We start from the raw sequence: 16,311 nt of genomic DNA, 5'->3' as shown, positions 1-16,311 counted from the left end.
GCCTCGCGGTCCGGCCCTCCCCCGCCCTCGCGGTCCGGCCGGACGCCCGCCGGCACCGGCCGCGGGCTCCGCAGGACCGTCAGGGCAGGACCGTCAGGGCAGGACCGTCAGGCGTCCTCGACCTCCCAGGAGAGCTCTCCCCCGTCCACCACCGGCCGCCAGTAGCCGATGGACCCGCCGCTCTCCAGCGCGTCGGCGGTCATCCGCAGCAGCGCGTGGTGGGAGCGGATCGGCACGTCCCCGGGGGTGAACCCGAGGCTCCCCTCGTGGTCCGACTCCCCGACGTCGCGCCGGACCGAGTCGATCACCAGATGGTTCCCGAGCCCGTCCGCGCCGATCGGGATCATCCGTCCATCCCACCACTCCGTGCGGGGGTCGGTCCCGTCCTCGCCGTCGATCGCGCACAGGCTCCGCCACGCGTCGCGGATCCCGCGCACATCCGCGATCGTGTGCAGGAAGAAGGGGAAGCCCGCGCTCGTCCCGCTGCTCCTGGCCCCGTTGTGCCGGAGCAGGGAGGCCTTCAGGTCGTCGGGGAAGCGCAGGCCCATCTGCGCCTCGGCGACCGCGATCGTGCGGGCACGGGCGGGGCCGGCGAGCGTGCGGTAGGTCGCGGGCGCGTTGGCCTTCAGCCACCGCTCGATCCGTGCCCACTGCCGGTTCACCGCCCGGACCGCCCTCGGGTCAGGTCTCCGCACCACCGGCGCGCGCGCGGACGGGGTGCAGTCCCGGTCGGGGGCCGCTCCGTACGGCTCCGCCCTCTCGGGAGCACCGGTGTCGTTGGAGACGGGAGGCGGGAGCGAGGGCGGCGCGGACTCCACGAAGGCGGTGCCCCTGCCCCCGCCCGCCCCGTCGCTCCATGCCTCGTCCACGATCCGTTCGCCCTCGTCGCAGTGGACAGGCCCCGGTTCCGCGTCCCCTCCGGGCGCCTCCGGTGGATCGCACAGCCTCACGACGGCCTCGGAGGTGACCTCGGTGGCGGGTTCCTCGGAGAAGACCGCCGTCTCCAGCGCCTGGGCGGCGAAGACCAGCACGCCCAGGGCGACCGCCGTGGAGCCCCAGCGCACCACGCGCCGCCGGACCGCCTCGTCCAGGGGCGGCCTCGGCGTTCTCGGTGTGCTCCGCGGCGACGGCTCCGGCGCGTCCGGCCTGCGTGCGAGACGCGCCAGATCGGCGGCCGTCGGAGTACCGAGGATCGGAGCGGGCGGCCACGGCTCCGCGCTCTCGCGCCCCGGCGGGGGGTCCTGCACGGCACCCGGCGTGAGGCCGCGCGCGGAATCCGGCGCGGGCCGTGCGCCGGAGGGGGCCGAGCGGCGGCGCAGACGCACGGCCACGGCGACCGCCGCGACGGCCGCCGCCGCCGCGAGCGCGAGCCGTACCCATCTATAAGTGATCAAATGCCGCACGCCGGGCAGAGTATCCCGAATCAGATCTTCAGTCGGCGCCTATTAGGGTCGAAGCATGGAATTCCGTCACCTCGGCCGCAGCGGTCTCATGGTCAGTGAGATCAGCTACGGCAATTGGATCACGCACGGCTCCCAGGTCGAGGAGGACGCCGCCAAGGAATGCGTGCAGGCGGCGCTCGACGAGGGGATCACCACCTTCGACACCGCCGACGTGTACGCCGGGACCAGGGCGGAGGAAGTGCTCGGCCGCGCGCTCAAGGGCGTGCGCCGGGAGTCGCTGGAGATCTTCACCAAGGTCTACTGGCCGACGGGCCCCGGGCCCAACGACCGCGGGCTGTCCCGCAAGCACATCACCGAGTCGATCCACGGCTCGCTGCGCCGTCTGCAGACCGACTACGTCGACCTGTACCAGGCGCACCGGTTCGACGCCGAGACGCCCCTGGAGGAGACCCTCAAGACCTTCGACGACCTGGTCCGCCAGGGCAAGGTCCTCTACGTGGGCGTCAGCGAGTGGAACGCCGAGCAGATCGCCGCGGCGCTGAAGATCGCCGACGAGATGGGCTTCGACCGCCTGGTCTCCAACCAGCCGCAGTACTCCATGCTCTGGCGGGTCATCGAGGCCGAGGTCGTGCCGCTGTGCCGGAAGGAGGGCCTGGGCCAGGTCGTCTGGTCCCCGATCGCCCAGGGCGTGCTCACCGGCAAGTACCTGCCGGGGCAGCCGCCGCCCTCCGGCTCCCGAGCCACCGACCCGACCGGGGGCAACTTCATCTCCCGGATGCTCTCCGACGACGTGCTCACCCGCGTCCAGGAGCTCAAGCCGATCGCCGCCGACCTCGGCCTGACCATGGCCCAGCTCGCGGTGGCCTGGGTGCTGCAGAACCCGAACGTCTCCTCGGCCATCGTCGGCGCGAGCAGGCCCGAGCAGGTCCGGGACAACGTCAAGGCCGCCGGGGTGACGCTGGACGCCGAGGTGCTGAAGAAGATCGACGACGTGCTGGACCCGATCGTCGAGCGGGACCCGGCCAAGACCGTCAGCCCGCCCAAGCGCCCGTAGCCGCGGCGGCGCGCGGGACGTCCGGGACCGTCCCCGCTCCCCCTGGCGGACGCCCGCCGCCGCGACGGCGGCGCCAGCGGACGGCGGTCCCGCCCCCCGATCCGGGGAGCGGGACCGCCGTCCGCTCCGCTACTCCTCGCGCAGCGACATCCCGGCGTACTCGACCCGGTCGTCCTCCAGGAGGGTGACCCTCTCCACGCCGGCCGCGAGCAGCTCGCGCCAGTTCTCGCCGAGCCAGGACTCCGCGTCGGCCTGACTGGTGAACGCCTCGACCGGCGGGACCCCCTCGGTCACCTCTCCGCCGTTCGCGTTCTCGTAACGCCAGCGCCACGCCATGCCACACGCTCCTTCTCGCCGGTGCCTCCGCCGGCCCCGGCTGCTCCGCCGGCGGCTCCGCGAGCCTACGTGATCGCGAAGTGCGGCGCACCGGACAACCGCCGCGCCGTGCGACCCTTTCCGGATGGACGTCCTGTTCGAGGGTACGGCGGGGCCGCTCGGCCGGCCCGTGCCCGGCTGCCCCTGCGCCTCCTGCGGCCTCCTGCCCGCCCCCCGCCGCCCCACCCGGGTCCTCGTCGACGGCCGCCCGCTCCCGCGGGACGGGTTCACCGTGACCGCCGCGGACGGCGGCCGCCTGCTGCACGCGGCCGCGGACTTCGCCCCCGCTCCCGGGGACGGCCCCTACGACGTCGTGCTCCTCGACGTGCTGGACCGGCCGGAGCTGCTGGGCCTGCTGCGGCGCCTGGGCCTGGTGACCGGGCGCACCCACGTCGTCGCCGTCGGGATCGACCACCGGGTGCCCAGCGAGGCCGAGCTGGAGCGGCGGCTCGCCCTGTGGGGGGTGCGGGCCGTACCGGACGGGACGCTCCTCGACGCCCGCGGGCCCGCGCCCGCCCGGCCGGAGCCGCCGCGCCGGACCCTGCTGCTGGGCGGGTCGCGGTCGGGCAAGTCGGCCGAGGCCGAGCTGCGGCTGCTGGCCGAGCCCGAGGTCGTCTACGCGGCGACCGGCCCGTCCGGGGAGGGCGACCCGGAGTGGCTCGGGCGGATCCGGGCCCACCGGGAGCGGCGTCCCGCCCACTGGAGCACGGCCGAGACCACGGACCTGGCCGGGCTGTTGGCGGAGGCGCGCGTCCCCCTGCTGGTCGACGGCCTGGGCACGTGGGTCACCGCCGTCCTCGACGAGTGCGGCGCCTGGGACCGGGACCCGCAGGCGCTCGCCCGGGTGCAGGAGCGCTGCGACGGGCTGGTGGCGGCATGGCGCGGGACGCGGGCGCGCGTCGTGGCCGTCTCCGACGAGGTCGGCCTGGGCGTGGTCCCCGCCACCTCCGCAGGACGGCTGTTCCGCGACGTCCTGGGCCGGTTGAACCAGCGGCTGGCCGCCGAGTCGGAGGAGGTCGCCCTCGTCGTCGCCGGGCGCCTGCTCCCCCTGCCCGTCTGACGGCCCGCTCCCGGCCGGATCATCCCGTTCCGGCGGACGGGCGGCCCGGCACTACGATCGTCGGTCATGTCCGCAGAACCGCCTCCGGGGGACCCCGGAGACCCCGAGAACCCCGGCGGGCCTGACGCCTCGGAGCGTCCGTCCACGTTCGGCGACGGGCTCCGGCTGGCGGTCGGCACGCTGAGCGTGTTCCCGGTGCGGCCGGGGACCGTGGACCGCCGGGCGGGCGGGCGGGCGATGGCGCTCGCCCCGCTGGTCGGCGCGCTGCTCGGCGGGGTCGCCGCGGTCGTGCTCTCGGCCGCGCTCCGGCTGGGGGTCTCGCCGCTGCTCGCCTCGGTCCTGGCGGTCGGCACGCTCGCGCTGCTCACCCGGGCCCTGCACCTGGACGGGCTGGCCGACCTCGCCGACGGGCTGGGCAGCGGCAGGCCCGCCGAGCAGGCCCTGGACATCATGAAGCGCTCCGACATCGGCCCCTTCGGCGTGGTGACGCTGGTCCTGGTGCTGGGCGTCCAGGTCGCGGCGCTGGCCGAGGCCTCCGCCGCCGGGTACGGGCCCGTCGCGCTGGTCGCCGCCTGCGTCGCCGGGCGGCTGGCGATCACCCGGGCCTGCCGGGAGGGCGTCCCGGCGGCCCGGCAGGGCGGGCTCGGCGCGACGGTCGCGGGCACCGTACGGCGCGGCCCCGCCCTGGCCGCGACCGCCCTGTCCCTCGCCGGCCTGGCGGTGCTGACGTCCGCCTACTGCCTCGGGGCCCTTCGCCTGCTCCCTCCGGACGACGCCTTCGGCCGCCGCTACGCGGAGTACACCTCCGTGGAGGGGGACATCGTCTTCTACGACGGCTCCTACGCGCCGCTCCAAGGAATCGGGACGGACCCGGCCTACCTGGACGCGGTGGACGTGTCCTTCGCCTCCATCGCCGGTCTCCCCCCGGGCTGGTCGCCGTTCATCGTGTTCCTCGGCCTTCCCGCCGCGGCGGTGGCGGCCGGGCTGCTCGCCGCACGGGTGCTGCGGCGCCGGGCGGTGCGGCGGCTGGGCGGGATCACCGGGGACGTGCTCGGCGCGCTCGCCGAGACCGCCGCGGCGGCCGCCCTGCTGGCCTGCGCCGCCCTGGGGTGAGCCCGGTCCCGGGAAGGGAAAGGCCCGGGACGCGGACGTGTCCCGTCACGAGCGGAGTGCGGCGCTCTCGGCGGCGTAGGCGTTGAGGAGGGCGGCACCCCGCTCGGCGTCGTCGGTGGAGACGGCGAACTCGCCGCCCGTGGTGCGGCGGACCACCAGGTGCTCGCCGCCGCGGAGCATGAGCGTCACCCGGCCGGTGCCGGGCAGGCTCCGCAGGCCCCAGCCGCCGACCCGGCCGGGGACGGCCCGTTCCACCCGGGCCGACTCGATCGCCGCCGCGGGCACCCGGTAGGCGGGCCGGGCCAGCGGCCCGAAACCGATCCGCAGCCCGTCGGAGTCGACCCTGACCTGGACGGTGGCGGTGGCGAGCCCGAGCAGCGCGGTGAGGGCGGCCACCACGACGGGGATCCAGGCGGCGGAGCCGTCCAGGGCTCCCACGGCGGTCAGCACGGCCGCCCCCGCCGCGGCGGACAGCGCCACCGCCGAGAGGGCGAGCAGCCACGGGTTGGAGGTGCGGCTCACCCAGACCGCGCGCCGCCCGGGACGGAGCCGCAGGCGCGGCGCCTCCTCCGGGCGCTCCGGGGCCCGGTCCGGCTCCCCCCGGCCGAGCCATCCCGCCAGCACGCCCACCGCGACGGCGGCGCCCAGGACGGCGAGGACCGTCCAGCCGGGCAGCAGGGCCCGCCGCCAGTGACCCGCGTCGAGGTTGGCCAGGAGCGTGGAGCCCTGGACGCCCAGGGCGAACACGGCCCAGCCGAACAGGAAGCCCCACCAGTGCACGCGCGTCGGCCGGGCGCGCAGGGCCGCGCCGTGCAGTGCGGCGCCGACCAGGAACGCCCAGGCCACGCCCCACAGGGCCAGGCCGGTGGCGAGGTCGCCGACGAAGGACATGCTCCGGTCCGGGACGGAGCCGCCGCTCCAGTGGACGGCCACCGGCTCGGGCAGGCGGTCCCGGAGCACGAGCGGCACGGCGACCAGGACGGCCGTGACGAGCGCGCCCCAGAGCGCGGCGACGGTGAGGGCCGCCCCCCGGGAGGAGGCGCGGCCGCCCGGCGGGGCGGAGGTGGACGGCCGGGAGGCGGAGGCGGTCATGAGAGCTCCCTGATGATGTGGATGACTTCTTCGGGGCCGTAGCCGTACCGGTCGGCCTCGGCGAGCAGCTCGCGCACGGCCTCGGCCAGCGCCCCGCGGGCGTCGGGGCGGCTCAGCACACTGACGCCCCGGCCCCGGCGGAACTCCAGCAGACCCTCGTCGCGCAGCTCGCGCAGGGCGCGCAGGACGGTGTTGGCGTTGACGCCGAGCGCGTCCGCCAGGTCGCGGGCGGGCGGCAGCCGGTCTCCGGGGGCGTAGGACCCGTCGGCGACGGCGCGGCGGATCGTCCCGGCGACCTGTTCGTGCAGCGGCCGGGGGTCGTTCAGATCCAGAGTGAGTAACATGATGCTATCGACAATAGCATCATCAATACGATGAAGCTACTCGAAATAGCACCATTTGAAGTTTACCGATTGGTAGGACGACCCCTCGTTTATGCGTACGGCCCCGGCAGGACTAGCATCGGCCTACGTGACCACTGTGCGGCTGAACCCAAGTGACAACGTCGTCTCTTTCGATACCGAAGCGCTGGTCGTCGGAGTCCACCCCGGTCCGGACGGCCTGCGCGCCGCCCCCGGAGCCGAAGGGCTCGACGAGGCGCTCGGCGGCAGGCTCGCCGCCACTCTGGGCGCCATGGGCGTCAAGGGCACGCCGGGCGAGATCGCCAAGGTGCCGACCTTCGGCGCGCTGACCGCCCCGCTCCTCGTCGCCGTCGGCCTGGGCGACGCCCCCGAGGGGGACTACGACGCCGAGGTCCTGCGCCGCGCCGCGGGCACCGCGACCCGCGCCCTGGCCGGGACCGGCCGCGTCGCCCTGGCCCTGCCCGCCGCGGGGGCCGAGCAGGCCGCCGCGCTGGCCCTGGGCGGGCTGCTCGGCGCCTACTCCTTCACCCGGTACCGCACCGGCGCGGAGCAGACCGCCCCGGTCGGCGAGATCACCGTGCTCAGCCGCGCCGAGGGCGCCGAGGCCGCCGTCGACCGCGCCGCCACCGTCGCCGCCTCCGTCTCCCTGGTCCGCGACCTGGTCAACACCCCGCCGTCCGACCTGTGGCCGGCCCGCTTCGCCGAGATCGCCGAGCAGACCGGCGCCGAGGCCGGCCTGTCGGTGGAGGTCCTGGACGAGAAGGCCCTCAAGGAGGGCGGCTACGGCGGCATCGTCGCCGTCGGCCAGGGCTCGGTCAACCCGCCCCGCCTGGTCCGGCTCGCCTACAGCCACCCGGAGGCCGCCAAGACGGTCGCGTTCGTCGGCAAGGGCATCACCTTCGACTCCGGCGGCCTGTCGCTCAAGCCGACCGCCTCGATGGACTGGATGAAGTCCGACATGGGCGGCGCGGGCGCGGTCTTCGGCGCACTCGTCGCGATCGCCCGGCTGGGCCTGAAGGTCAACGCCGTCGGCTACCTGTGCCTGGCCGAGAACATGCCGAGCGGCACCGCCCAGCGCCCGTCGGACGTGTTCACCAGCTACGCGGGCAAGACCGTGGAGGTGCTCGACACCGACGCCGAGGGCCGCCTGGTCCTGATCGACGGCATCGCGCGCGCGGGCGAGGACTCCCCCGACCTGATCGTGGACGTCGCGACCCTCACCGGCGCGCAGATCGTCGCACTCGGCTGGCGGACGGCCGGCGTCATGGCGGGCGACGACGAGCTCCGCGAGGAGGTCGTCCGGATCGCCGGCGAGCAGGGCGAGAGCGCCTGGGGCATGCCCCTGCCCGAGGAGCTCCGCAAGGGGCTCGACTCCCCCGTCGCCGACATCGCCAACCTGCACCCCGAGCGCTTCGGGGGCATGCTGACCGCGGCCATCTTCCTGCGGGAGTTCGTTCCGGAGGGCGTGCGCTGGGCGCACATCGACATGGCCGGTCCCGCCTTCAACAAGGGCGAGCCGCACGGCTACACGCCGAAGGGCGGGACCGGGGCGATCACCCGGACCCTCGTCGGCCTCGCCGAGCAGTACGCGCGCTGAGGTCAAACCCTGCGCGAGCAGGGCGCCCGCGGTGCGGACAAGTGAAAAGATGCGCTTGCCGGGGCCCGGTCAGACGCCGGCCCCGGCGGCATAACGATCCGACAAGGAGCATTCCTGTGGCTGATGGCAGCGGCCCCTACGACATCGTCGTCCTGGGTGGCGGTAGCGGTGGGTATGCCTGCGCTCTGCGGGCGGCCGAGCTGGGCAAGACGGTCGTGCTGATCGAGAAGGACAAGATCGGCGGCACGTGCCTGCACCGGGGATGCATCCCCACCAAGGCCCTCCTGCACTCGGCGGAGGTGGCCGACGAGACGCGCGAGAGCGAGAGCTACGGCGTCAAGGCCCGTTTCGAGGGCATCGACGTCCCCGCCGTCCACGCGTTCAAGGACAAGATCGTCACCCGCGCCTGGAAGGGCGTGCAGGGCCTGCTCAAGAGCAAGGGCATCACGATCGTCGAGGGCGAGGGCCGCATGGTCGGCCCCAACCGCATCGCCGTGGGCGACGCCGTCTACGAGGGCCGCACCATCGTGCTGGCCACGGGCTCGGCGCCCCGGTCGCTGCCCGGCCTGGAGATCGACGGCGAGCGCATCATCACCAGCGAGCACGCGCTCACGCTCGACCGCGTGCCGGCCTCGGTGGTCGTCCTCGGCGGCGGCGTCATCGGCGTGGAGTTCGCCAGCGTCTGGCGCTCCTTCGGCGCCGAGGTGACGATCGTCGAGGGCCTGCCGCACCTGCTCCCGCTGGAGGAGGAGTCCAGCTCCAAGCTGCTGGAGCGCGCCTTCCGCCGCCGCGGCATCAAGCAGGAGCTGGGCGTCTTCTTCGAGGGCGTCAAGACCACCGACACCGGCGTGGTCGTCAGCCTGGCCAACGGCAAGACCCTGGAGGCCGAGCTGCTGCTGGTGGCCGTCGGCCGCGGCGCCGTCACCGCCGGCATGGGCTTCGAGGAGAACGGCGTCGCCATCGAGCGCGGCACCGTGGTCGTCGACGAGCACTGCCAGACCAGCGTGCCGGGCGTCTACGCGGTCGGCGACCTGATCCCGACCCTGCAGCTCGCCCACGCCGGCTTCGCCGAGGGCATCATGGTGGCCGAGCACATCGCCGGGCTCAACCCGCCCGCGATCGACTACGACGGCGTGCCCCGCATCACCTACTCCGACCCCGAGGTCGCCTCGATCGGCATCACCTCGGCCCAGGCCCGGGAGAAGGGCCACGAGATCGTGGAGATGACCTACGACCTCGCGGGCAACCCCAAGAGCCAGATCCTGGGCACCCAGGGCGCGGTGAAGGTCATCGCGCAGAAGGACGGCCCGGTCCTCGGCATCCACATGGTGGGCCGCCGCATCGGCGAGCTCGTCACCGAGGGCCAGCTGATCTACAACTGGGAGGCCCTGCCCTCCGAGGTCGCCCAGCTCATCCACGCCCACCCGACCCAGTCGGAGGCCGTCGGCGAGGCGATGCTCGCCCTGGCCGGCAAGCCGCTGCACGTCCACAACTAGTCGAAGCCCTCACTCGGAACGCGAGAGAAGACACCATGCCGAAGTCCGTACAGATGCCCCAGCTCGGCGAGAGCGTCACCGAGGGCACCGTCACCCGCTGGCTGAAGAAGGAGGGCGAGCGCGTCGAGGCCGACGAGCCGCTCCTGGAGGTGTCCACCGACAAGGTGGACACCGAGATCCCGTCGCCCGCGGCCGGAATCCTCACCAAGATCATCGTTGCCGAGGACGAGACCGTCGAGGTCGGCACCGAGCTCGCCCTCATCGACGAGAACGCCACCGAGGGCGCCACCGCCCCCGCGGAGGCTCCGGCGGCCCCGGCCCTCGCGCCGGAGCCGGAGCCCGCCCCGCAGGCGCCGATCTCCTCGATCCCGCAGCCCGCCCCGCAGGCCCCCGCCGCCCCGGCGGCCCCGCCCGCGCCCCCGGCCCCGGCTCCCGCGCCCGCCCCGGCCCCGCAGGCCGCGGCTCCGGCGCCCGCGCCCCAGGCCCCGCCCGCGCCGCAGGCTGCTCCCGCGCCCCAGGCCCCGGCCGCGGCTCCCCAGCCGTCCGCCGAGAGCCCCTACGTCACGCCGCTGGTCCGCAAGCTCGCCGGCGAGCACAACGTGGACCTCGACAGCCTGAACGGCACCGGCGTCGGCGGCCGCATCCGCAAGCAGGACGTCCTGGAGGCCGCGCGCGCCCAGCGCGAGCGGACCCCGGCCCCGGCCGCCGCCGCGCCCGCCCCGCAGGCCGCCGCCCCGGCCCCGGCCGCCGCTCCGGCCCCCGAGCCGGTCGCGGTGGACACGACCCTGCGCGGCCGCACCGAGAAGATGTCCCGCCTGCGGCAGACCATCGCCAAGCGCATGGTCGAGTCGCTGCAGGTCTCGGCGCAGCTCACCACGGTGGTCGAGGTCGACGTCACCAGGATCGCGCGCCTGCGCGACCAGGCCAAGGGCGAGTTCCAGCGGCGCGAGGGCGTCAAGCTCTCCTTCATGCCGTTCTTCGCCCTGGCGACCGTCGAGGCGCTCAAGCAGCACCCCAAGCTGAACGCCACGATCAACAGCGAGACCAACGAGGTCACCTACTTCGACGTCGAGCACCTCGGCTTCGCCACGGACACCGAGCGCGGCCTGCTCGTCCCGGTGATCAAGAACGCCGGCGACCTCAACATCGCCGGTCTGGCCCGCAAGATCGCCGATCTGGCCGAGCGCACCCGCAGCAACAAGGTGAGCCCGGACGAGATCACCGGCGGCACGTTCACGCTGACCAACACCGGCAGCCGCGGCGCGCTGTTCGACACGCCGATCCTCAACCAGCCGCAGGTCGGCATGCTGGGCACCGGCGCGGTCGTCAAGCGCCCGGTCGTGGTCGACACCCCCGACGGCGAGGTCATCGCCGTCCGCTCGATGGTCTACCTCGGCCTCAGCTACGACCACCGCCTGGTCGACGGCGCCGACGCCGCCCGCTTCCTGACGACGATCAAGCGCCGTCTCGAGGAGGGCCGCTTCGAGAACCAGCTGGGCCTCAACGCCTAGTCCCCCGTTCTCCCCGGCCGGGCCGGTCCGCCTCGCGCGGACCGGCCCGGCCCCTTTCCCGCCGTCTCCGCACCGTCGCACCGCCGTGCCGTGACCCGGGCACGTACCGCGCGGCCCCTTCCGGACCCGCCTCCGGGAGATCGCGGGAACGGACGGTTAGATTGGCCGTATGACGACCATCGTGACGGGTTCCTCCGGGTTGCTCGGCTCGGCGCTGATCAAGTCCCTGCGCGCCGACGGCACCCGGGTGGTCCGGCTGGTGCGGCGGGTGCCGCAGAGCGCCGACGAGTCGTTCTGGAACCCGGGCAAGGGCCTCGTCGACCCGGCGGCCCTGGAGGGGGCCGAGGCGGTGGTCCACCTCGCCGGCGCGGGCATCGGCGACCGCCGCTGGACCGAGGAGCACAAGCGCGAGGTCCTGCGCAGCCGGGTGGAGGGCACCCGCACGCTGGTGACGGCGCTGACCCGGCTCTCGTCCCCGCCCGCGGTGCTGCTGTCGGGGTCGGCGATCGGCTACTACGGCGACACCGGCGACCGCGAGGTGGACGAGTCGGCCCCCTCCGGCGAGGGCTTCCTCGCCGAGGTGGTCCGGGCCTGGGAGGCCGAGACCGAGCCCGCCGCCGCCGCGGGGATCAGGACGGCGACGCTCCGGACCGGCCTGGTGCTCAGCGGCGAGGGCGGCATGCTCCGCCGCATCCTGCCGATCTTCAAGCTCGGCCTCGGCGCGCCGCTCGGCTCCGGGCGGCAGTACTGGTCGTGGATCTCCGTGGACGACTGGGTGCACGCCGTACGGCACCTCATGGGCGAGCGGGCGGTCGCCGGGCCGGTGAACCTGACCGCGCCGGAGCCGGTGACCAACGCCGCGTTCACCTCGGCGCTGGCGCGGGCGGTGCACCGGCCGGCGATGCCGCTGCCCGTCCCCGCCCCCGTGCTGCGCGCCGCGCTGGGCGGGTTCGCGCAGGAGGGGGTGCTGACCGGGCAGCGGGTGCTTCCCCGGCGGCTGCTCGACTCGGGCTACGCGTTCCGGCATATCCACCTCAACGAGGCACTCTCCGCCGTACTCTAGGGTCCCTGTTCCCACTGGAGTCACCGGGGAGATCGACATCATGAGCAGATCCGGCCAGTCGCACATCCTCGCCATCGGCGGCGGCTCGTTCCGCCCCTCCGCCCGCTACGGCTTCATCGAGGCGAGCGGGCTCCTGCGCTACGGCCTCGACCTGACCGGGCAGGACCGGCCCCGGCTGGGCCTGCTGGCCACCGCGACGGGCGACGACGCGGAGTGGCTGCTGAAGATGTACGGGGCGTTCCGCGAGTGGGACGTCGAGCTCAGCCACCTGACGGTGTTCCCGATGCCCAACGTCGACGACCCCCGCGAGTGGATCCTGAGCCAGGACATGATCTACGTCAGCGGCGGCAGCGTGGCCAACCTGGCGGCGCTGTGGCGGCTGCACGGTCTGGACGAGGCCTTCGAGGAGGCCTGGCGGGCGGGCGTGGTGCTGTCCGGGCAGAGCGCGGGGGCGCTCTGCTGGCACGTCGGCGGCAACACCGACTCCTTCGGTCCCGCCCTGCGGCCGTGGGCCGACGGCCTGGCGCTGCTGCCCCACTCGTGCGGCGTGCACTACGACTCCGACCCGCAGCGGCGCGAGCTGCTGCACGCGTCGGTGGCCTCCGGCGAGCTGCCCGACGGCTACGCCGCCGACGAGGGCGTCGGGCTCCACTACGTCGGCACCGAGTTCATCCAGGCCGTCAGCGTACGGCAGGGCGCCTGCGCCTACCGGGTCGAGCACGACGGCGCGGACGGGGTCAAGGAGTTCCGCATCGAGCCCCGCCTCCTCACGTCCTGATCCCGGGCGGGTCAACTACTCTTGAACCGTGAGTGAGCTGGCAGTCGTCCGTCTCGGCGTCGATGTCCCCTATGAGCAGGCCTGGGATCTCCAGCGGCGGATCCACGCCCGGCGGGTGGCCGGGGAGGCGCCCGACACCTGCCTGATGCTCGAACACGCCCCGGTCTACACCGCCGGGCGGCGCACCGCCCCGCACGAGCGGCCCGGCGACGGCACCCCCGTCATCGACGTCGACCGCGGGGGCCGGATCACCTGGCACGGTCCGGGCCAGCTCGTCTGCTACCCGATCGTCGGGCTGCACGAGCAGCTGGACGTGGTCACCTACGTCGGCCTGCTGGAGGAGTCGCTCATCAAGGTCTGCGCCGACTTCGGGGTGCAGGCCGGTCGGGTCGCCGGGCGCAGCGGCGTCTGGGTGCCCGGCGACCCCTCCCACGGCCTGCCCGACCGGCAGGTCGGCGCGGTCGGCATCCGGGTGGCGGGCGGCGTCACGATGCACGGCTACGCGCTCAACTGCTCCAACGACCCGAGCTGGTACAACCGGATCGTCCCCTGCGGGTTCGCCGACGCCGGCGTCTCCTCGCTGTCGGCCGAGACGGGCCGCCGGATCGTGGTCGACGACGTCATGCCGTACGCCGAGAAGCGCCTGGCCGAGGCGCTCGGCGCGGAGAGCCGCGACCTGCCCGAAGAAGACCTCTTCCGGCGGTAGGCGCGGGTGGCGGGCGCTCCGCTCCGCAGGGGCGCCTCGCGGCGGTCGCCGGGCGGCCCCCGCGGACCCGGGTCCGCTCCTTCCCCGGAGGGGACGTAAGGTGAGAGCGTGACCGTAGCTCCAGAAGGCCGAAAGCTCCTCCGCCTGGAGGTTCGCAACGCCGAGACCCCCATCGAGAAGAAGCCCGAGTGGATCAAGACCCGGTTCCGGACCGGGCCCAACCACACCGAGCTGCGGGCGCTGGTCAAACGCGAGGGTCTGCACACCGTCTGCCAGGAAGCCGGATGCCCCAACATCTCGGAGTGCTGGGAGGACCGCGAGGCGACCTTCCTCATCGGCGGCGACCAGTGCACCCGGCGGTGCGACTTCTGCCAGATCGACACCGGCAAGCCCAAGGCGTACGACACCGACGAGCCGCGCCGCGTCGCCGAGTCGGTCCGCCAGATGGGCCTCAACTACGCGACCGTGACCGGTGTCGCCCGTGACGACCTGCCCGACGGCGGCGCCTGGCTGTACGCCGAGACCGCCCGGCAGATCCACGCGCTGCTGCCCGGCTGCGGCGTCGAGCTGCTGGTCCCCGACTTCAACGGCGACCGGGGGCAGCTGGAGGAGGTCTTCTCCGCCCGGCCCGAGGTGTTCGCGCACAACATCGAGACCGTGCCGCGGATCTTCAAGCGCATCCGTCCCGGCTTCCGCTACGAGCGCTCCCTGGAGGTCATCTCCAGGGCCCGCGCGGCCGGGCTGGTGACCAAGTCCAACCTGATCCTGGGCATGGGCGAGGAGCCGCAGGAGGTGCTGGAGGCCATGCGCGACCTGCACGAGGCCGGGTGCGACCTGCTCACCGTCACCCAGTACCTCCGGCCCACCCCGCGCCACCACCCGGTGGAGCGCTGGGTCAAGCCCGAGGAGTTCGTCCGGTTCGCCGAGGACGCCGAGGCCATGGGCTTCGCCGGGGTCATGTCCGGGCCGCTGGTCCGCTCCTCCTACCGGGCCGGCCGCCTCTACAAGCAGGCCGTCGAGGCCCGCCAGAACGCCTGACGGCCGGTTCGCGCCGCCCCCCGCGGGGCGGCGCGGGAAGGTCACATTTTCATTTCTTGACCCCGGGATTTGTATCCTTCTGAGCATGGCCAAGAAGCCCGAAGTCCCAGAGACCCCGGGGCGCGTCAAGCAGCTCCGCATGATCGCCAAGATCATCAAGCAGGCCGACCCGAAGGGCATGCCGATCGTCTACGCGTCGGCGTTCGGCACGCTCGTCCTGTGCGTGGTGATCGGCCTGGTCACGGGCTGGTGGCCGCTCTACGTCATCGGCGTGATGCTGGCTCTCACCGTCGGCCTGGTCGTGTTCGGCCAGCTCGCCCAGAAGGCGCAGTACTCCATGCTGCACGGCCAGCCCGGCGCCGCCGCGGCGATCCTGCAGGGCATGCGCGGCAACTGGGAGGTCACCCCGGCCGTCGCGGTCAACCGCGACCAGGACATCGTGCACCGCGTCGTCGGTTACCCGGGCATCATCCTGGTCTCCGAGGGACCGGGCAGCCGGGTGCAGAAGATGCTCGTCGCCGAGAAGAAGCGGGTCCAGCGGGTCGCGCTCGACGTGCCGGTCTACGACATCCAGTCCGGTGACGGCGAGGGGCAGATCCCGATCGGCAAGCTCCAGCGGCACCTGATGAAGCTGCCCCGCAACCTCAAGAAGCCCGCGGTCTACGAGATCAACAACCGGCTCAAGGCGCTGCCCCAGACGCTGCCGATGCCCAAGGGGCCGCTGCCGCGCGGCGCGAAGATGCCCCGACCGAAGATGCGCTGATGTCCCCGGAAGGGGTCGAGCGCCGTCCGGTGGACGCCGCCGCCACCTCGCGGGCCAACCGCGGCTGGTGGGACGGCGCCGCCGACGAGTACCAGGCGGAGCACGGCCCGTTCCTGCGGGACGCCGGCTTCGTCTGGTGCCCCGAGGGCCTCGACGAGGCCGAGGCCCGCCTGCTGGGCGACGTGGCGGGCCGGGACGTCCTGGAGATCGGCTGCGGTGCGGGCCAGTGCGGGAGGTGGCTGGCCGGGCAGGGCGCCCGGGTGGCCGCCTTCGACCTGTCCTTCCGCCAGCTCCAGCACTCCCGCCGGATCGACCTCGACCACACCGCCGGAGACGGTCCCGACGGGGCCTCCGGCAGCGGTCCCGGCGCCCGGCCCCTGCCGGTGGTGCAGGCCGACGCCGGGGCGCTGCCCTTCGCCGACGCCTCGTTCGACCTGGCCTGCTCGGCGTACGGCGCGCTGCCGTTCGTGGCCGACGCGACGGCCGTGCTCGCCGAGACCCGGCGCGTGCTGCGGCCCGGCGGCCGTTTCGTCTTCTCGGTCAGCCATCCGGTCCGCTGGGCCTTCCCCGACGACCCCGGTCCCCGCGGGCTGACCGCCGACCGCTCCTACTTCGACCGCTCGCCGTACGTGGAGGTCGGCCCCGACGGGGAGCCGAGCTACGTGGAGCACCACCGGACGATGGCCGACTGGGTCGGGTGCGTCACGGCGGCGGGGCTGGTCCTGGCGGCGCTGACGGAGCCGGAGTGGCCGCCGGGCCACGACCGGGTCTGGGGCGGGTGGAGCCCGCTGCGCGGCCGCCACCTGCCCGGAACCGCGATCTTCACCTGCGTCCGCCCGCGCTGAGGGACCGGCACGCGGATCACGTCCGCCCGCGCTGAGGGACCGGCACGCGGATCAC

General features: G+C 74.2%; 16 protein-coding genes. 12 read left to right on the top strand and 4 right to left on the bottom strand.

The window, feature by feature from the left end:
- Positions 1 to 107: 107 nt before the first annotated feature.
- The gene (locus HS045_RS19025) at positions 108 to 1,394 is read right to left on the bottom strand and encodes an SMI1/KNR4 family protein (protein WP_196452647.1); all 1,287 of its coding nucleotides are present in this window, start codon (positions 1,392 to 1,394) and stop codon (positions 108 to 110) included.
- 64 nt (positions 1,395 to 1,458) lie between these two features.
- Here HS045_RS19025 and HS045_RS19020 point away from each other — a divergent pair, with 64 nt between their 5' ends.
- Positions 1,459 to 2,457 (top strand): aldo/keto reductase family protein, encoded by a 999-nt coding sequence (locus tag HS045_RS19020; protein ID WP_196452646.1) that lies wholly within the window; start codon positions 1,459 to 1,461, stop codon positions 2,455 to 2,457.
- Between the two features lie 129 nt (positions 2,458 to 2,586).
- Here the strand turns inward: HS045_RS19020 and HS045_RS19015 are convergent, their stop codons facing one another.
- Complete coding sequence (locus tag HS045_RS19015) at positions 2,587 to 2,793, bottom strand: hypothetical protein (protein WP_196452645.1); 207 nt, start codon at positions 2,791 to 2,793, stop codon at positions 2,587 to 2,589.
- A 124-nt stretch (positions 2,794 to 2,917) separates the two neighbouring features.
- Here HS045_RS19015 and HS045_RS19010 point away from each other — a divergent pair, with 124 nt between their 5' ends.
- Both HS045_RS19010 and HS045_RS19005 read left to right on the top strand, forming a co-directional pair.
- Complete coding sequence (locus HS045_RS19010; RefSeq protein WP_196452644.1) at positions 2,918 to 3,892, top strand: bifunctional adenosylcobinamide kinase/adenosylcobinamide-phosphate guanylyltransferase; 975 nt, start codon at positions 2,918 to 2,920, stop codon at positions 3,890 to 3,892.
- Between the two features lie 66 nt (positions 3,893 to 3,958).
- A complete protein-coding gene (locus HS045_RS19005; protein ID WP_196452643.1) occupies positions 3,959 to 5,005 on the top strand; it encodes an adenosylcobinamide-GDP ribazoletransferase in 1,047 nt (348 codons plus the stop codon).
- A gap of 45 nt (positions 5,006 to 5,050) precedes the next feature.
- On the opposite strand, the gene HS045_RS19000 is transcribed toward HS045_RS19005, so the two are convergent.
- Together HS045_RS19000 and HS045_RS18995 are read right to left on the bottom strand one after the other, a co-directional pair.
- Positions 5,051 to 6,097: a hypothetical protein gene (locus HS045_RS19000; protein ID WP_196452642.1), complete on the bottom strand. Its 1,047-nt coding sequence runs from the start codon at positions 6,095 to 6,097 to the stop codon at positions 5,051 to 5,053.
- On the bottom strand, positions 6,094 to 6,441 hold the full coding sequence (locus HS045_RS18995) for a GntR family transcriptional regulator (protein WP_196452641.1): 348 nt from the start codon (positions 6,439 to 6,441) through the stop codon (positions 6,094 to 6,096). Before HS045_RS18995 ends, HS045_RS19000 begins: the two co-directional genes overlap by 4 nt.
- Positions 6,442 to 6,532: 91 nt before the next feature.
- Between HS045_RS18995 and HS045_RS18990 the strand changes: the two genes are divergently transcribed.
- The 9 genes from HS045_RS18990 (at position 6,533) to HS045_RS18950 (ending at position 16,256) form a co-directional block, all read left to right on the top strand.
- Positions 6,533 to 8,056 carry a leucyl aminopeptidase gene (locus HS045_RS18990; protein WP_196452640.1) on the top strand — a complete coding sequence of 508 codons (1,524 nt, stop codon included), beginning with the start codon at positions 6,533 to 6,535 and terminating at the stop codon, positions 8,054 to 8,056.
- 116 nt (positions 8,057 to 8,172) lie between these two features.
- Positions 8,173 to 9,552 (top strand): dihydrolipoyl dehydrogenase, encoded by a 1,380-nt coding sequence (gene lpdA / locus HS045_RS18985; RefSeq protein ID WP_196452639.1) that lies wholly within the window; start codon positions 8,173 to 8,175, stop codon positions 9,550 to 9,552.
- Positions 9,553 to 9,587: 35 nt separating this feature from the next.
- A complete protein-coding gene (sucB, locus tag HS045_RS18980) occupies positions 9,588 to 11,063 on the top strand; it encodes a 2-oxoglutarate dehydrogenase, E2 component, dihydrolipoamide succinyltransferase (protein WP_196452638.1) in 1,476 nt (491 codons plus the stop codon).
- Between the two features lie 169 nt (positions 11,064 to 11,232).
- Positions 11,233 to 12,126 (top strand): TIGR01777 family oxidoreductase, encoded by an 894-nt coding sequence (locus HS045_RS18975; RefSeq protein ID WP_196452637.1) that lies wholly within the window; start codon positions 11,233 to 11,235, stop codon positions 12,124 to 12,126.
- A 40-nt stretch (positions 12,127 to 12,166) separates the two neighbouring features.
- The gene (locus tag HS045_RS18970) at positions 12,167 to 12,904 is read left to right on the top strand and encodes a peptidase E (protein ID WP_196452636.1); all 738 of its coding nucleotides are present in this window, start codon (positions 12,167 to 12,169) and stop codon (positions 12,902 to 12,904) included.
- A gap of 28 nt (positions 12,905 to 12,932) precedes the next feature.
- Positions 12,933 to 13,610 carry a lipoyl(octanoyl) transferase LipB gene (gene lipB / locus HS045_RS18965; protein WP_196452635.1) on the top strand — a complete coding sequence of 226 codons (678 nt, stop codon included), beginning with the start codon at positions 12,933 to 12,935 and terminating at the stop codon, positions 13,608 to 13,610.
- 108 nt (positions 13,611 to 13,718) lie between these two features.
- Positions 13,719 to 14,648: a lipoyl synthase gene (gene lipA, locus HS045_RS18960; protein WP_196452634.1), complete on the top strand. Its 930-nt coding sequence runs from the start codon at positions 13,719 to 13,721 to the stop codon at positions 14,646 to 14,648.
- Between the two features lie 85 nt (positions 14,649 to 14,733).
- Positions 14,734 to 15,411: a DUF4191 domain-containing protein gene (locus tag HS045_RS18955; RefSeq protein ID WP_196452633.1), complete on the top strand. Its 678-nt coding sequence runs from the start codon at positions 14,734 to 14,736 to the stop codon at positions 15,409 to 15,411.
- Positions 15,411 to 16,256, top strand: a complete 846-nt coding sequence (locus tag HS045_RS18950; protein WP_196452632.1) for a class I SAM-dependent methyltransferase — start codon at positions 15,411 to 15,413, stop codon at positions 16,254 to 16,256. Before HS045_RS18955 ends, HS045_RS18950 begins: the two co-directional genes overlap by 1 nt.
- Positions 16,257 to 16,311 lie beyond the last annotated feature (55 nt).

It is taken from the genome of Planomonospora sp. ID82291 (assembly GCF_015711645.1).
Taxonomy (GTDB): domain Bacteria; phylum Actinomycetota; class Actinomycetes; order Streptosporangiales; family Streptosporangiaceae; genus Planomonospora.
Note: the sequence above shows the minus strand (reverse complement) of the source record. Positions and strands in the feature narration are given on the sequence as shown.

Excerpts from the sequence above, each read along its gene's own strand:
- HS045_RS18950 (WP_196452632.1), top strand. The coding sequence starts at position 15,411 with ATGTCCCCGGAAGGGGTCGAGCGCCGTCCGGTGGACGCCGCCGCCACC.
- HS045_RS18955 (WP_196452633.1), top strand. The coding sequence starts at position 14,734 with ATGGCCAAGAAGCCCGAAGTCCCAGAGACCCCGGGGCGCGTCAAGCAG.
- HS045_RS18970 (WP_196452636.1), top strand. The coding sequence starts at position 12,167 with ATGAGCAGATCCGGCCAGTCGCACATCCTCGCCATCGGCGGCGGCTCG.
- HS045_RS19000 (WP_196452642.1), bottom strand. The coding sequence starts at position 6,097 with ATGACCGCCTCCGCCTCCCGGCCGTCCACCTCCGCCCCGCCGGGCGGC.
- HS045_RS18995 (WP_196452641.1), bottom strand. The coding sequence starts at position 6,441 with ATGTTACTCACTCTGGATCTGAACGACCCCCGGCCGCTGCACGAACAG.
- HS045_RS19015 (WP_196452645.1), bottom strand. The coding sequence starts at position 2,793 with ATGGCGTGGCGCTGGCGTTACGAGAACGCGAACGGCGGAGAGGTGACC.
- HS045_RS19005 (WP_196452643.1), top strand. The coding sequence starts at position 3,959 with ATGTCCGCAGAACCGCCTCCGGGGGACCCCGGAGACCCCGAGAACCCC.
- HS045_RS19020 (WP_196452646.1), top strand. The coding sequence starts at position 1,459 with ATGGAATTCCGTCACCTCGGCCGCAGCGGTCTCATGGTCAGTGAGATC.
- HS045_RS18990 (WP_196452640.1), top strand. The coding sequence starts at position 6,533 with ATGCGTACGGCCCCGGCAGGACTAGCATCGGCCTACGTGACCACTGTG.
- HS045_RS18975 (WP_196452637.1), top strand. The coding sequence starts at position 11,233 with ATGACGACCATCGTGACGGGTTCCTCCGGGTTGCTCGGCTCGGCGCTG.
- HS045_RS19010 (WP_196452644.1), top strand. The coding sequence starts at position 2,918 with ATGGACGTCCTGTTCGAGGGTACGGCGGGGCCGCTCGGCCGGCCCGTG.
- sucB (WP_196452638.1), top strand. The coding sequence starts at position 9,588 with ATGCCGAAGTCCGTACAGATGCCCCAGCTCGGCGAGAGCGTCACCGAG.